Origin of the sequence: Alterileibacterium massiliense (assembly GCF_900104645.1) — a bacterium.
Lineage (GTDB): Bacteria > Bacillota > Clostridia > Peptostreptococcales > Anaerovoracaceae > Alterileibacterium > Alterileibacterium massiliense.
On sequence record NZ_FNWE01000001.1, the window covers coordinates 129463 to 145409 of the forward strand.

The 15947-nt window shown below is 35.8% G+C and carries 12 protein-coding genes; 10 read left to right on the forward strand and 2 right to left on the reverse strand.

Annotated elements, in window-relative coordinates; translation table 11 throughout:
• From BQ5371_RS00655 to rpe, 6 genes are read left to right on the forward strand one after another with little or no spacing between them, the layout of a single operon-like run.
• On the forward strand, positions 1-738 hold the full coding sequence (locus BQ5371_RS00655) for a zinc metallopeptidase (protein ID WP_071132051.1): 738 nt from the start codon (positions 1-3) through the stop codon (positions 736-738).
• Positions 735-1991: a 16S rRNA (cytosine(967)-C(5))-methyltransferase RsmB gene (gene rsmB, locus BQ5371_RS00660; protein WP_071132052.1), complete on the forward strand. Its 1257-nt coding sequence runs from the start codon at positions 735-737 to the stop codon at positions 1989-1991. The genes BQ5371_RS00655 and rsmB overlap by 4 nt, the downstream gene beginning before the upstream one ends.
• Entirely contained in the window at positions 1970-2734 is a 765-nt protein-coding gene (locus tag BQ5371_RS00665; RefSeq protein WP_083377356.1) for a Stp1/IreP family PP2C-type Ser/Thr phosphatase, read from the forward strand. The genes rsmB and BQ5371_RS00665 overlap by 22 nt, the downstream gene beginning before the upstream one ends.
• Positions 2724-4406, forward strand: a complete 1683-nt coding sequence (gene pknB / locus BQ5371_RS00670; protein ID WP_071132053.1) for a Stk1 family PASTA domain-containing Ser/Thr kinase — start codon at positions 2724-2726, stop codon at positions 4404-4406. Before BQ5371_RS00665 ends, pknB begins: the two co-directional genes overlap by 11 nt.
• A 6-nt stretch (positions 4407-4412) precedes the next feature.
• On the forward strand, positions 4413-5357 hold the full coding sequence (gene rsgA, locus BQ5371_RS00675; RefSeq protein WP_071132054.1) for a ribosome small subunit-dependent GTPase A: 945 nt from the start codon (positions 4413-4415) through the stop codon (positions 5355-5357).
• Between the two features lie 18 nt (positions 5358-5375).
• Positions 5376-6026 (forward strand): ribulose-phosphate 3-epimerase, encoded by a 651-nt coding sequence (rpe, locus tag BQ5371_RS00680; RefSeq protein ID WP_071132055.1) that lies wholly within the window; start codon positions 5376-5378, stop codon positions 6024-6026.
• Between the two features lie 105 nt (positions 6027-6131).
• Here the strand turns inward: rpe and BQ5371_RS00685 are convergent, their stop codons facing one another.
• Entirely contained in the window at positions 6132-8975 is a 2844-nt protein-coding gene (locus tag BQ5371_RS00685; RefSeq protein WP_071132056.1) for a transglycosylase domain-containing protein, read from the reverse strand.
• 146 nt (positions 8976-9121) lie between these two features.
• Here BQ5371_RS00685 and BQ5371_RS00690 point away from each other — a divergent pair, with 146 nt between their 5' ends.
• Both BQ5371_RS00690 and holA read left to right on the forward strand, forming a co-directional pair.
• Positions 9122-11554, forward strand: coding sequence for a DNA internalization-related competence protein ComEC/Rec2 (locus tag BQ5371_RS00690; RefSeq protein WP_071132057.1), 2433 nt, complete (start codon positions 9122-9124; stop codon positions 11552-11554).
• A gap of 131 nt (positions 11555-11685) precedes the next feature.
• Positions 11686-12717: a DNA polymerase III subunit delta gene (holA, locus tag BQ5371_RS00695; RefSeq protein WP_071132058.1), complete on the forward strand. Its 1032-nt coding sequence runs from the start codon at positions 11686-11688 to the stop codon at positions 12715-12717.
• 247 nt (positions 12718-12964) lie between these two features.
• Here the strand turns inward: holA and BQ5371_RS00700 are convergent, their stop codons facing one another.
• Positions 12965-14344 (reverse strand): aminopeptidase, encoded by a 1380-nt coding sequence (locus tag BQ5371_RS00700; RefSeq protein ID WP_071132059.1) that lies wholly within the window; start codon positions 14342-14344, stop codon positions 12965-12967.
• Positions 14345-14518: 174 nt separating this feature from the next.
• On the opposite strand from BQ5371_RS00700, the gene BQ5371_RS00705 reads away from it, so the two are divergent.
• On the forward strand, positions 14519-14971 hold the full coding sequence (locus BQ5371_RS00705; RefSeq protein ID WP_071132060.1) for a COG2426 family protein: 453 nt from the start codon (positions 14519-14521) through the stop codon (positions 14969-14971).
• Positions 14968-15846, forward strand: coding sequence for an EamA family transporter RarD (rarD, locus tag BQ5371_RS00710; protein ID WP_071132061.1), 879 nt, complete (start codon positions 14968-14970; stop codon positions 15844-15846). Before BQ5371_RS00705 ends, rarD begins: the two co-directional genes overlap by 4 nt.
• Positions 15847-15947: the final 101 nt, after the last annotated feature.

Genomic DNA, 15947 nt, shown 5'->3' on the forward strand with positions numbered 1-15947 from the left:
ATGTTTGGTTATTATGGTTACGGTTTTAATTCCGGATATTTTTCATCGATGATAGTTCTACTACCTGCTTTTATTTTTACGCTTTTCGTTCAGGCAAAGATGAAGTCTACATATGCTAGGTATTCAAATCTTGAAAATAGCAAGCATATAACGGGAGTAGAGGCTGCAAGGATTCTTCTTGACAGAGAGGGACTATCTGATACTGTTCCAATTAACATCATAAGGGGAGATGCCCTGACAAATTACTATGATCCGAGGTCTAACAGCTTAAATCTCTCGGAGGCGGTGGGTAATGATTATTCTATTGCATCTATGTGCATCGCCTGCCATGAAGTTGGACACGCAATTCAGCATAATAAGGGATATGCACCTATCACAATAAGGAATGCCCTCGTTCCTCTTACTAATTTTACGCAGGGAATATCTTGGCCGCTTATAATGATAGGACTTGTTTTGACATGGCAAAATCCAGCGAGCATGGCTGGTAATATGCTATTTAATTTTGGCGTAATATGTTTTTTAGTAGTCTGTCTTTTCCATCTTGTCACCCTACCTGTTGAATTTGATGCAAGCCATAGAGCCATAGCAAAGATGCAGGAATATGGCATTGTTGATGACAGAGATCTCGAGGGAAGCAAGGCGGTGCTTAGGTCTGCAGCAATGACATATGTCGCAGCACTTGCAACAGCTGTTGCAGCACTTCTCAGGGTGCTGGTTATGAGAGGTTCTCGTGAATGAAACAGGATTGGTTAGCATCATTTGACGCACTTAATAAAGTATATAAAGAATCTGCGTATTCAAATATTGCAATTAATAATTCCCTAAGGAAATTTAAAGACGCGGATTCCGCCTTTGTACAGATGATGGTAAAAGGTGTAATAAGGAATCAAATTCTTTTGGATTACATAATAGATGGTCTTGCTAAGCGTGGTATAAGAAGCGTCAATGTGAGGCCACTTCTTATATTGAGAATGTCAATTTTTGCAATAAATTCAATGGATAGCATACCTGATTATGCCACCGTAAACGAGGCTGCTCTATTATCAAAATCTCTAGCTAGAGGAACTACAGGCTTTATAAATGGTATTTTAAGGTCTTATTTAAGAGAAAAGGATAGATTTTCAATTGATAAGATAGAAGAAAGGATAAGGCTATCTTTTCCAAAAGAATTATATGAACTCATTTTGAAACAATATAAGGATGAGGGAATAAAGATAATGGAAGCATTGAATGAGCCAAAGCCCGTGGTTCTAAGATGTAATAAGAGCCTAATAGACAGGGATTCATTGATTGAAAAAATGAATGAAAAAGGCTATAGCGTAATTCTCGATAAAACAACTAAAAATGGGATAATAGTCAGGCAAGGTATGCCTTTAAAAGATGATATGTATAACGAGGGCTTATATTCGGTTCAATCTTCGTCATCTATAGAAGCTATAGAAAGACTTAATCCCAAAAGAGGCTCAATGGTCTTAGACCTCTGTGCAGCACCCGGTGGTAAGAGCATAGCGGCAGCAGAGAATATGCTTAACGAAGGAAGTGTAATTGCCTCTGACATATATCCGCATAGAATAGATCTGATTAATAAAAATGCCAAAAGGTCGAAGATAGATATTATAGAAACAAGAGAAATGGACGGAGCAGTGCTCAATCGTGACATGATAGGTAAATTTGATTATGTAATTGCTGATGTCCCTTGCTCAGGGCTTGGCGTAATACCAAGTAAGCCTGAGATAAAGTACAGAGTTGATTTAAAAAAACTGGATTCTCTTAAAAAAATTCAAGAAAAGATACTTATAAATGGCATAAAATATCTAAAAAATAATGGGTATATAATTTACTCAACTTGCACAATAAATAAAGAGGAAAATGAAGAGCTTGTTACTAGGGTATTATCATCAATTCCTGATATTGAAATAGTTGAAAGTAGATGTTTTTTACCTTATAATAACAAAATAGGTTTTTATTATTGTATAATGCAAAAAATATGAGAGTTGGCTATCTGACAGATAAAGGAAATAGAAGATTAAAGAACGAAGACTCTGTAATGGTGGTATTACAGAAGCGTTTTTTCATGCTTGCAGACGGAGTCGGAGGAAATAAGGCGGGAGAAATTGCGAGCAGAACTGCCCTCGATGCCTTAGAGGACTACATTTTAAAAAATGAAATACCTGAAGAGCAGGGCAAGGATAAGATGTTTCTTTATTTTGAAGATGCTGTAAACTTTGTAAATGAAGTTGTATGCAGATTATCGGAGGGAGTGCCTGAATATGATGGAATGGCAACGACGCTGGTTTTTGCATATATAGGAAAGGACGCATTATATATATCAAATATAGGTGATAGCAGGGTTTACCTTATTCATGGAGATGAGATTTACCAGATTACCGAAGACCATACATATGTAAATGACCTTATTAAGATGGGAGTAATAACCCAAGAGGAAGCGATTAATCATAATAAAAAAAATGTGATAACGAGGGCTATCGGGGAAGATGCTTATAGCGGACCTGATTGCTTTAGCGTTAATTATGAAAAAGATGATAAAGTTTTGATGTGCACAGATGGTTTGTACACAGAGCTTAGCAATGAGGATCTTCTTAGGGAGATGCTTAATGCCGATGATATGAAAACTTGTGCGAGAACACTTGTAGATAAGGCCAAATTGCACGGAGGAAATGACAATATTTCTGTAATCTGCATTGATAAGATGGAGGAAAGCGATGAGCAATAAATTACTTGCGGGCAGATATGAGCTGATTGAAAAAATCGGCGATGGGGGTATGGCAGTTGTATACAAGGCTAAGGATAAATTGCTTAATAGATATATAGCGATAAAAATTCTTCGTCCGGAATTTACTAAAGATGCCTCATTTGTTGAAAATTTCAAAAGAGAGTCGCAGGCAGCAGCAGGACTTTCACACCCTAATATAGTTGCAGTCTATGATGTAGGTAGAGAAGGCAACATAAATTACATAGTAATGGAGCTCATAGACGGCAGAACACTAAGCGATATTATAGCTGAAGAGGCTCCTATGGACTATCGCAAGGTAATAGATATTACAAGGCAGGTAGCTTCTGCACTTTCCGTTGCACATAATAATAAGATTATTCATAGAGATGTAAAGCCTCAGAATATCATGATTACCAAAGATGGGACTGTAAAGCTCGCGGATTTTGGTATTGCAAAGGCAGTTAATGATGCAACGCTTTCTACCGGTAGCAAGATAATCGGCTCCGTTCACTATTTTTCACCTGAGCAAGCTAGGGGAAATTATGTAGATGAGAGATCTGATATTTACTCACTTGGAATTGTAATGTATGAAATGCTCACAGGTAAGGTGCCTTTCGACGGAGATAATCCTGTTACTGTAGCACTTAAACATATAAATGAGGAGATAAAACCGCCTAGTGAACTGGTAAGCGGAATACCACCTCAGCTCGAGAGATCTGTTATGAAATGTGCAAACAAATTCCAGACTAATAGATATACAAGTGCAGGCGAGCTTATTGAGGATTTAGATAATATTGAATTTGTAACAAAGATAGTAGGAAACACCTTCTTCAATGATGCCGCAGCCACAGTTGAAAGAAAAAAGAATGATTCAGATGAATTAGACAATAAGAGTGACAAAAAAAAGAAAAAGAAAGCAGGCAAGAAAAAGAAGGTAATAATCGGGATTGCTGCCGCCTTAGTTCTTCTTATTGCACTATTTTTCATAGGAAAGAGCGTAGGATTATTTGGGGGAGATTCAAAGGTAGTGCCTGATTTATCGGGAATGACATATGAGCAGGCAGAAAAGACAGCTACGAAAGACGGATTTAAAATCAAAAAAGGAAGCGGTGTATATAGTCCTGATGTTGCAAAGGACAGGGTCGCTCAACAGAGCCTTGAGGCAGGCACAAAGCATAGAAAGGGTTCTACGATTACAGTTAATCTGAGCAAAGGTTCAAAGGCAGGAACATTGCCAAATCTAATCGGTAAGAAGTATGATGAGGCAGAAAAGATAATAAAGAAAAATGGTTATAAGCTTGGTATTGTAAAGGAAGTTACATCAACTGAGCCTGCAGGAACTATCCTTAAACAAGACCCTGAAGGAGGCGTAGAAGCAGACAAGGGAACGAAGATAAATATTACTGTCAGCGATGGAAAAGGCAAGGAAAAAGGTACTGTACCTACTTTAACAGGAAAAACTCTAGAGCAGGCGAAGTCTGCCATAGCTTCGGCAGGTTTTCAGGTAGGAAACATATCTTATAATAATAGCGATATTTATGGAAGTGGATATGTAATGTACCAGCAGTATTCTGCGGGAAGTTCATTAGACAAGGGAACGACCATTGACATCGAAGTTAGCAAGGGTAAAGAATCTTCTGACGGAAGCACAAATGGAAATATTGAGAGATAAGATTATATGCGTGGCAGAATAATTAAGGGAATAGGGGGATTCTACTTTGTAAGTAGGGTCCCCGAATCATATGAGATATTTATGTGCAAGGCGAGAGGACGGCTTAAAGCAAAAAATAATATCCTATATGTGGGCGATTATGTAGAATTTGAAAAAAATGAAAATCACGATGAATATGTCATAACAAAGGTATATGATAGACGAAATTATTTGATTAGGCCGCCTGTTTCAAATATAGATATGATAATTATAGTTGCAGCACCAAAAGACCCACTTCCAAATTATTTAGCCATAGATAAGCTCGCTCTATCTTGCTCATATAAGGGAATAGATGTAGGAATTTGCATCAATAAATCAAATTCTGCAAGCGAAGAAGAACTTTTAAAGATAAGAAATATTTATAAACCGATTTATCCATATATTGAAACCGATATGATGAGCAACTATGGATTAGAGGACTTGTTTAATCTTATTAAAGGAAAGAGCGTTGCCTTTGCAGGAGCGTCCGGTGTCGGAAAATCGACCATTACGAACAAGCTTATAGAAATTTTATCCTTGGATTTTGCTCAAAAAAATAAAATCGAAAAAATCCTAGGTGGCAAACGGGATGAATATATGAAGACGGGAAATCTAAGTGATAAGACAAGGCGAGGGAAGCATACGACAAGACATTCGGAAATTATTATTTTAAGAAATGAGACGATGCTTTTCGATACACCTGGATTTACATCAATCGAGCCACCCAAAATGGATAAATATATGGTAAAAGATTATTTCCCTGAGTTTAGGAAGCTTACAGAAGGCGAGTGCAAATTTAAAGACTGTCAGCATATAAATGAACCTGACTGCGTGGTAAAAAGGGCATTGGAAGAAGGTATTATCTCGGAGCGTAGGTATAATTCATATCTTAATATACTTGAATATGAAGAGAAATTATCAAATAAATGGTAGGACTAAGGAGGGGAGCAAATGATACAAATATCACCATCAATACTATCCGCCGACTTTTCAAGGCTTGGTGATGAGGTAAAGGAAATATGCGAGCTTGGAGCTGATTATATTCATGTTGATGTTATGGACGGTCATTTTGTTCCAAATATCAGCTTTGGAGCAGGAGTGATGGAAAGCCTTAATGAGATTTCTAGCGTTCCATATGATGTTCATCTTATGATAGAAGATCCTGATAAATATCTTGATACTTTTGTGACCGACAAAACAGAGTTCATTACAGTCCATCAGGAAGCCTGTGTTCATCTGGATAGGACAATTGAACATATTAAAAGTCTTGGAAATGGAGTAATTAAAGCGGGAGTATCTTTAAACCCTGCTACACCAGTTGATTTACTCTCGTGCATCATTGATAAGGTTGATCTAGTTCTCATAATGTCTGTAAATCCCGGTTTTGGCGGCCAGAAATTTATCCCGCAGTCGATAGATAAGGTAAGAGAATTATCAAGAATTAGAGAAGAAAAAAATCTAAAATTCTTAATAGAAGTTGACGGAGGTGTAAATGGGGATAATGCTCATCTCCTAAAGGAAGCAGGAGCGGATATTCTAGTTGCAGGCTCATATATATTTAAGTCGGGCGATAGAAAAAAGGCTATAGAAAGTATTAAATAAACAAAGACCTCTTGGGGCATTCTCAGTAAGGAATGTGGACCAAGAGGTCTTTTTTATTTTAACTTCTAATAGATTATTTAAATCCTAAATAATCATGTTAAATAATTATGGATTGTGAGGGCGTGGGTCTGATGGTGACGGAGGCGATGGAGGAAGCGGTGGATCTTCCTCATCTTCACCGGAATCTATATCCTCATCATCGTCCTCATTTTCCTCTTCTTCCATCCTTCTTCTCTCTTCCTCTTCAGCCTTTAGCCTTTCTTCCTCGGCTTTTTTCTTTAATTCCTCTTCCGTTTCAGGAGATTTCATGACAGTACCTTTTATGAAGTAATCATTTCCGGACTTTACAACATTGCTTGGCACTCCCTTGTATTTACCATTTAAAGCACCATCTATCTGACGCATTATCCTGCTCCATATACTAGCGTTATGGATTGATGAACCTCCATTGACATACATATTTACATCATTACCAATCCAAAGTGCACCGCTATATTTTGCTGTAAATCCGCAGAACCATATGTCGTAATTATCATTTGTTGTTCCCGTCTTACCACCGACAGCCTGCCCGCTTATTGCAGCTGGCCCCGCAATTCCGCGAGATACATTGGACTGGAGCATATCCTTCATTATAAAGGCAACTCCTTCGTCGAGAACCTTTGTCGATTTCTGTTTGCTCTTTAGAATTTCAACACCGTCTTTATCCAAAATTTTAGTATAAACAATGGACGACTTCCTTACACCGCCATTAGGGAAGGCTGTATATGCCTCTGCCATTTCCTGAGTTGTAACACCCTTTGTCATAGCACCTAGGGCAAGAGCGGCAGGATTTGAGTCAGATGTTTCACCGCTTGTAACAAGGTGCTTAAGGCCGAATTTCTTTGCCATTTCAAGGCAGTAGTCATTTCCGAGCTGTTCATATAATTTTACAGAAGCAACATTTATTGATTGCTCAAGAGCTTGCTTCATAGTCATTTTTCCGCGGAATCTTCTATCTGCATTATAAGGCCATATCCGTCCACCTATCCTGATTGGCTCGTCTATGATTACCGAGGCTTCTGTAAGATAATCGCCATAATATTTAGAACCCTGAGTGTCATTACCGATATTTTTTGCCTTAAATTTCTTCCCCTTGCTTTGAAGTTCATAGCTATGCTGAATTGCAGAACTATATATTGCAAGTGGCTTTATTGATGAACCTGGCTGCCTTGGGCTTGTAGCTCTATTAAATGAACGCTGGCCGGTAATTCCGCGTCCGCCAACCATTGCCTTGATTGCACCCGTTTCATTGTCATTTATTACCATTGCCGCCTGAGGCTGGATGGACTGTTCCTGCAAGGTGTATCCTGTATTGTGAATTATTACATTATCACCTGATAAGTCGAACATAGACGGATTATCCTTGAAAAATTTCTTATTTATAATTAGATTTCCATCCTTATCCAGCTTCTTATCTTCTGTAGGGATATTGATATATCCGCCTTGACAAATATACATACTGCCATCTCTTTCAAGATACATTGGCTTAAATTCAAGGCTGTAATCTTTGCCAGAATCAGTTTTTGTAGTATAAATATTTAACCTGTGACCCTTGTAAATTGTAAGAGAGCCGTCGTCATTTTTCTTACATTCATCAGAGGCAAAGGTGAAATCTCCGCTATCATTTATTAGATTACCATACTTATATAAGGTAATTGTTCCGGAATCATTTAAAATATTACCAGAGGAATCCTTGTTTGTTGGTATAGAGCGAGGGAAGATGCTATTATTGTTAAATTCCTTTTCTATAACATTCTGTGCCTGTGTATCTACAGTTGAATAAATCTTTAACCCGCCTCTATAGACAAGCTTATAAGCTTCATCCTCATTCATCTTATATTTTTTTATCAGATTCTTTGTGACTTCTTCTGCAAGGTAATCTTTGAAATAATCGGTATTATTATCTTCTCTTATGCTAGGATTGATAAAGTCGACAAGCTTTTTAGATGAAGCCGATTTATACTCCGCTTCATCGATATATCCTTGGTCTTTCATCAGCTTTAAGCAGAGGTTTCTTCTATCAGCTGATATATCATTACAGAGCAAGTTCCTTGAGTCGACATTAATTACAGTAGAGGTATTAGAATCATATTCTTTTCCATCAAAATCCTTAATTAGTGCATATGAATCAGGAGCCTGAGGTAGAGCGGCTAGGGCTGCACTTTCTTCGAGGGTGAGATCGCTCACATTCTTTGAAAAATATACCTTTGCAGCTCTTTCAATTCCATAATTTCCATAACCGAAATAAATGCTGTTTAGATAAGCTTCCATTATCTTATCTTTCGATAAATTTCTCTCGATTTTTTTAGCATAGTATATCTCAAGAACCTTTCGCTTGATGCTTCTTCTGCTTTTAATATTAGGAAGATAAACATTTCTCGCAAGTTGCTGGGTTATTGTACTCGTTCCCGATATTGAGCTTCCCTTGAAAATGTTCAGAGTTGCACCTACAAGCCTTTTGTAATTAAGGCCGTTATGCTTTAAGAAAGTCTTATCTTCAAGTGCAATAAAAGCATTCTTGGTATGTTCAGGTATTTCCTTATAATCTACAAGAGTTCTCTCCTCGGACGAGGTGAGGAACCCGTACTCATTTCCTTTATCATCGTAGATAACTGAACTCTGAGAAATTTCATCATATATATGTTTAGGATCAATCTTTGGAGAAATTGCGATTACACAAAAAGCATAGATTGAAAATAGCAGGCAAAATCCGAGAAAAATAACGAAAAGATTTCTTATGATTTTAAGAGGTGATAAGACACGCTTCTTATTTTTAATCTTCTTGCCGTCTTTCGTAACTATGTATTTTCCGGATCTTGGCTTATAGCTAGGATTATCCTTTGTAAAAAGAGATGAAAATCTATTAGTATTTTTACTCTTTATCCTTTTTTTATTATTTTTATTTCTCATATTACCTCCTAGAAAATATGCTTAATTTTATCATAAAAATTGTTACAAGAAAACAATAAGGTTTTAAACCTCATTTTTGTAGCAATAAAAGTCATTTTTATGCCTAGGTTCTTGAATGGCGAAGACTCAAAAGATATAAAAAATACATGAGAAGAAAGCTTGCTTGGTATAATCTTTCATTAATAATAGGAATAAGTATTGGATATATCTTCTTTGAAAAAAATGAAAGGGTATATGCGATTGTCTTATTTTTTATCTTTACAATTTGCCTAAATATCCTTTTTGACATAGAGCTTGTGAGGATGGCAGAATTAAAAAATTGCTTGGGATTTGCCCTAGCGGGCATGGTGGTTTTAAGTAGCTCATTTTTTTATTTTTCGAATTTATATAATGAGTTTGATAAGGCGAGTGATATAAAAATAAGGGCATTTGTGAAAGATATAGAAATTAAGGACGAAAAGATTAGTCTTGTAATATCTGAAGGCAGGGGAATTAATTCTATATGTAATATTTATTATAAAAAAGGATTTGCAAGATATGAGGGTAATAATAGAGAATTATCGAAATCTATAAAAGTAGGTGATGAGATAGTAGTAAGTGGAAAGAGAAAAATACCTAAATTAGCGAGAAATCCTGAGATGTTTAATTATAGGCTTTATCTAAAATCTAAAAAAATTAGTTCGGTAATTAATGCGAAAAGAGTTGATATTAATGGAACAAAGGAAGGCAAGTTATGGAAATTTAGGAGAAAATTATATTCTAAAAAGAGAGAATTTATATCGAAGTTTGACGATTCTAATGATGGTAAAAATAAAGAGGTACAGGGTTTTATTCAGGGAGTTTTATTCGGGGATACATCGCTTCTTGATGATGATATTGGTGATGAGTTTAGAAAAAATGGAACAGCCCATGTTCTTGCAGTAAGCGGTTTACATATAGGATTTATTATTTCAATGCTTAGATTTTTATCAAGATCAAATAAGACGGTGCCAGTGACAGCATTAATAATCTTAATTTTGATCTTATATGGCGAGTTAACAGGTTGGAATATTTCGACAATTAGGTCGGTTATAATTGCGATTATGGCTCTAATCTCCTTTTATATAAAGAGACCCTTTGATCTACTTTCTGCTGTTAGCACGGCGTCCATTCTTATTTTGTCAATAAGTCCATACTATCTATTTAATAGCGGATTTCAGATGTCATTTCTTGCCATGCTTGGAATAACATTTATTAGCAATTCATTTGGAAAGCTGATTGGTGGAAAAATCGGAGGAGTAATAGGTATTCAAATGCTTATGACCTCATATTCCGCATTCGCATTTAACATTTTAAATCCTCTTAGCATAATCATAAACATTCCGGTCGTTTTCATAATATCTATAATCGTGCCTCTAGGGCTATTTCTAATATTACTTAATATTATTTTCGATATTTGGGCGGGCGTCTTAATAAAAATGATTATAAATCTTTCGAGGCTGACAATATTCATAAATCATTTTTTATATCTCGGAGGTAGCACAAGTTTAAATGTGAGGAGCAGGGGGATTTTATTTTTTTCATTAGGTATCGGTGTATTGGTATTCATATTCTCAGAGCAGGTAAAAATATGGATAATAAGGCGAGATAAAAGGAGAATTTTCATTTCTCTTTTAACCATGATATTTTTTATCTCAGCTTTAACCATGCCATTTAATAATAAATTTAGAAGAGATGAAATCGTATTCATTGATGTGGGTCAGGGAGATGCTATCCATGTGAGGACGGCAAATAAGCTTATTAAAGGTAGGAATATCATGTTTGACGGCGGAGGTAGCAGAGATTATGATGTCGGAGAAAAGATATTAAAGCCGTATCTCCTGAAAAATGGTGCAGGTAAGGTTGATTTTGCATTTATTTCACATCTACATGAGGACCATTATAAGGGAATGTCCGAGCTATCTCGAGATTTTCCCGTTGAAAGACTTTTCTTAGACAAATTGTATAAAGATGGAAAAGATGGGAAAAATGGAAAATATGATAAACCAAATGAAATTTATTCAAGGGAACGAAATTTTCTTGAAATAGGCGATGCTATAAAAGTAGATAAAGATATAGAGATTACAGTATTATGGCCATATATTGATGATTATAATTCGGATGAGGTAGCGGAAAAAGGCATTAAAAATGATGGAGAAAAAACTGGAGAAAATGATAAGAATATGGTGGTCATGCTTAGGTATAGAAAAATAAAACTTATGATTACAGGGGATCTAACAGGTGAGGACGAGGAGAAGATGCTCGAATATTACAAAAGACATTATGGTAATTATAAAATGCTTAGGTGTGATATTTTAAAGTCACCTCATCATGGAAGTAGATATAGCAACTCTGAGAAATTTCTGAGGGCAGTAAGCCCTAGGGCAGTGGTGATACAAGCAGGAGAAAATAATATCTATGGGCATCCACATGAGGAAACTTTAAAGAGAATTAAAAGACTTGGGATTGATATTTATAGAACAGACCAGAGCGGAGCAATAGGAGTTGATATAAGGGGCGGTAATAAATTTATAATTGATAAGATGATTAATGAGAAATAGAAAATATATAAATTGCAATTTACCCATTAAATTCCATATAATTAGTAAAAGCATATGAGAGATAGAGCATATGTAAAAAATATAATAAAAAAATAATTATATTGATGTGCATAATGACTTTGGAGGAAGATATGTCATTCAAAGACTTTGAAAAAGATAAAAAAAATGACAATTTAGCAGGAACAATCTTCATCTATGGCGATGAAAACTATCTTATAAGGTGGGCTGTAGAAGAAATAATTGATAAATATATTTCAGAAGATGATAAAGAGCTGAACCTCATTCAGCTATATGGTGATAATGGAATATCAGCAATGGATATTCTTAATTCAGCAAGCACTTATTCAATTTTCGGAGGCAAAAGGGTGGTTGTAGTTCACAATTTTGAGCCATTATATAAAAAGGCAGATGTAGCCACCGAGGCAGAGATTTCAAAGATAATAGATTTTGCAAAAAGCGATCAGGATTCTTCAATTTTAATATTTATACTTAATAGTGAATATAGGGGAGATACGAAATTTAAGAGGAATCTGATTAAAGCAGGCAAGTCTTATAAGATGGTAAAATTAGATAGACAAACCCTTAGGTCTTTTATAATAAAACAGCTCAAATCGTCAGGGAAATTGATGAGCAATAGAGATATTGATTATCTAATTGATATGAGCGGGTATTTTAACAAGGAAAGTGAATATTCTCTTGACGATTTATATAAGGATATAAGGAAGATAGCAGAAAGTAAGGAAGAAGCGAATATAAATGCAAAGGATATTCAGGATTTTTTAGTAGGCGATGAGGATAAATTCATATTTAACTTGGTAGACTATCTCATGACTGGAGAAAATAAAAAGGCATACAATATGTTTTTAAATATATTAGCAAAGGATAAGGATACTTCGATGAGAACCATTTCGCTTCTCACATCACAATTTGAGATGATGTATGACAGCTTGGAGCTCGAGAGAGAAGGAGCGTCGCTTAAATCAATGGCAAAGAGCTTAAAGGTCAACGAATTTAGGTTGAACAAGGCATATAAATCAGCTAGAAGATTTAAAAAAGATAGGCTTAAGGAGATATTAGAAAAAATCTACAATATAGATAGGGATATTAAAAATGGTGATATTTCGGCTGATGACGGTCTGGGATTATTTTTGCTTGATATTTGATTAAGCTCTTGTATGACAGCTGACAGCCTATAACTGACAACCTAAAGCTGACAATTGGTAATTATTTTTTAAATATTTAGAGGTGAGCCCGTTAACAACAACCTCGATAAAAATTTAAAAAACCTGCACAGGCAAATTGTGCAGGTTTTCAAATTGATTTTCACATATTAATTTTTTTTAATAAGTATGCCTATCACATTATATGCTTTATAAATATAAGATAGAATATCAATATTTTAAATAAATATTATGCGTCTTTAAGGAAGGCTACATAACCTTTTTTCGCTTCATATAAATCCGCCTTGCTAATAGCTTCCCAAGGTGAGTGCATACTTAGAACGGCAATACCGCTGTCAACAACCTCCATTCCATAGAGCGAGAGGATATAAGCGATAGTTCCGCCACCGCCAACATCGACTCTGCCAAGTTCAGCACTTTGGAATACTACATTATTGTCATTGAAAATCTTTCTTAATTTTGCCAGATATTCAGCATTTGCATCATTGGAGCTTGATTTGCCTCTGCCACCAGTGTATTTATTAAATACGATTCCTCTGCCATATTGAGCGGCATTTGGTTTATCAAACTTATCTGCGTATAGAGGGTCAAAGGTAGCACTTACATCAGAAGATAGCATTCTTGAATTTCTTAGCGTACGCTTGAGATTTAGCTCAGAATAGATGCCCATTCTATCTAAGACTTCTGCGATAACATTTTCAAAGAATTTAGATTCCATTCCTGTGGCACCAACGCTTCCGATTTCTTCCTTGTCAACGAATAGTCCGCAGGCAGTCTTTGTAGGATTTTCTACCTCCATCATTGCAAGGGCAGAAGTGTATGCACAGCATCTATCATCATGTCCATATCCAAGTATTAGGCTCCTATCAAGTCCGGCTTCTCTTGCCCTTCCTGCGGGAACGATTTCAAGTTCAGAGGACCAAAGGTCGTCCTCATCAACTCCATATTTTTCTTTTAAAAGCTTTAATATATTAGCTTTTACGGCTTCTTTTTCTTCTCCATTAAGAGGCTTCGTGCCGACGACGATGTCAAGATTTTCACCCTCTATGACCTCATTTGCAGGTTTTTTCATCTGTTCCTGAGCCAGATGAATTAGAAGATCAGATATAAATAATACGGGGTCGTCATCATTTTCGCCAATAGACACCTTCACCTCAGTGCCATCTTTTTTTATGATAACACCGTGAATCGATAGAGGAATCGTCACCCATTGATATTTCTTTATTCCTCCATAATATTGTGTATTAAGATATGCGAACTCGTCTTTTTCATAAAGTGGATTCTGCTTTGTATCAAGCCTAGGAGAGTCAAGATGAGCTCCTAGGATATTAAGACCATCGCGGGTTATGTCTTTTCCGATGTTAAGCATAACTATAGCCTTCTTCATATTGACAGCATATATTTTACTGCCTTGCTCAAGCTTTTCACCATTTTTAATTATCTCGTCAAGATTTCTATATCCATTTTTTTCAGCCAAGCTTATAAGAGCTGAAGTTGCCTCTCTCTCGGTCTTATTTTCACTGATAAAGTCAATATAATCCTTGCTCAATCTATCGATTTCACCGAGTTCTTTTTTATTATAATTTGTCCATGAGTTTATTTCTTTCATTTATCTTACCTCCATTTCTGAGGATACCACAGCTTTATGATACCCGCAAGGTGAACTGTTGAAGGCTAAATATCAGTATGCTATAATTACGATAATTTTTATTGATATTTAAATGGATTTTTAAATAGATTTATTTCTATATATGTATGGATTTATAGGCGTAAAGGTGTATAGATGAACAAAGCAATTTTAACAATGCTTATATCAATGGCTCCTGTTATTGAATTGAGAGGCGGGATACCATTTGGAGTAACGCAGGGACTCAGCATTGGGTCGGCTGTTTTTTTTGCAATTATCGGCAATATTTTACCTATACCAATTTTGCTAATCTTTACTTCTAAGGTATTTGAATTTTTAAAGAGCAAGAGCGAGGGATTGAATAATTTTGTAAAAAGACTTGAATTAAAGGCTGAAAAAAACAAGGACATGGTAGAAAAGTACGAATTTATAGGACTTATGATATTGGTTGCAATTCCACTGCCTGGGACAGGAGCTTGGACAGGAGCTTTGGTAGCAACGGTAATGGAACTTGAATTTAAAAAGTCCATATTGGCAATTTTTCTTGGCGTTATCATTGCTGCTATTATTGTTACAGCTATTACATATGGAATCGGAGCGTTGATATGACTGAATATAAGAAAGGTATACTCGCGACATTTGGAAGTCAGCTTATATGGGGAGCACTACCTATATACTGGCATATGTTAAGACCTATTAACTCTTGGATTATCATAATTTATAGGATATTTACAGTCTTTATTTTTAGCCTTATTATTGCAAGAAGGCTTTATACTTGGGAAGAAATACTAAGCCCGTTAAAAGATAAGAAGATGGTGCTAAGCTACATAATAGCTGGCGGAATTATAACAATAAATTGGAGCACATATATATGGGCAGTAAACGCTAACAAGGTAATCGAGACAAGCATAGGATATTATATCCAGCCACTTATGGTTGTATTGTTCGGAATCATAATCTTTCATGAGCGTCTCACAAAATATAAGCTTATAGCAATCTGCCTTGCGTGTCTTAGCGTGAGCTTAATCTTACTGCATTTTGGAAAATTCCCTCTAATAGCACTAATGCTCGCACTTTCATTTTCGACATATTCAGTTATCAAGAAGAAATTAAAACAGCCTGCTTTTATTTCACTAATTTATGAAACCGCATTTTATGCACCATTTGCACTCATTATAATTATTTATCTAGAGATAAAAGGAATGGGAGCAATGGCAGTTATGACAGGACCTTTTCAATTCGTCCTACTTCTTCTTTCTGGCTTGATGACGGTGGTTCCGCTAGGACTTTTTGCAGCAGCAAATATAAGAATACCACTTGTAACAGTTGGTGTTACCCAGTATATAAGCCCGACAATTCAGCTTGTGCTAGGTATTCTTGCCTTTGGCGAACCATTTGACAGATTTCAGTTTATAGCATTTTTAATCATATGGATTGGACTAATATTCTTTACAATTGGAGAGTTTAAAGAAAATAATTCATAAATTGTGCTCATGTTTTTTACGAAAAGAAAATAATTTATAAGCTTGAGACGGATAAAAATTTAACCAATTTTAAAAATGACAAGAAGTGATTCAGAAATGAA

What these genes read in the sequence shown, in the direction of transcription:
- pknB (WP_071132053.1), top strand. Translation starts at nt 2,724, where the DNA reads ATGAGCAATAAATTACTTGCGGGCAGATATGAGCTGATTGAAAAAATC.
- BQ5371_RS00685 (WP_071132056.1), bottom strand. Translation starts at nt 8,975, where the DNA reads ATGAGAAATAAAAATAATAAAAAAAGGATAAAGAGTAAAAATACTAAT.
- rpe (WP_071132055.1), top strand. Translation starts at nt 5,376, where the DNA reads ATGATACAAATATCACCATCAATACTATCCGCCGACTTTTCAAGGCTT.
- rarD (WP_071132061.1), top strand. Translation starts at nt 14,968, where the DNA reads ATGACTGAATATAAGAAAGGTATACTCGCGACATTTGGAAGTCAGCTT.
- BQ5371_RS00700 (WP_071132059.1), bottom strand. Translation starts at nt 14,344, where the DNA reads ATGAAAGAAATAAACTCATGGACAAATTATAATAAAAAAGAACTCGGT.
- rsgA (WP_071132054.1), top strand. Translation starts at nt 4,413, where the DNA reads ATGCGTGGCAGAATAATTAAGGGAATAGGGGGATTCTACTTTGTAAGT.
- BQ5371_RS00655 (WP_071132051.1), top strand. Translation starts at nt 1, where the DNA reads ATGTTTGGTTATTATGGTTACGGTTTTAATTCCGGATATTTTTCATCG.
- BQ5371_RS00690 (WP_071132057.1), top strand. Translation starts at nt 9,122, where the DNA reads ATGAGAAGAAAGCTTGCTTGGTATAATCTTTCATTAATAATAGGAATA.
- rsmB (WP_071132052.1), top strand. Translation starts at nt 735, where the DNA reads ATGAAACAGGATTGGTTAGCATCATTTGACGCACTTAATAAAGTATAT.
- BQ5371_RS00705 (WP_071132060.1), top strand. Translation starts at nt 14,519, where the DNA reads ATGAACAAAGCAATTTTAACAATGCTTATATCAATGGCTCCTGTTATT.
- holA (WP_071132058.1), top strand. Translation starts at nt 11,686, where the DNA reads ATGTCATTCAAAGACTTTGAAAAAGATAAAAAAAATGACAATTTAGCA.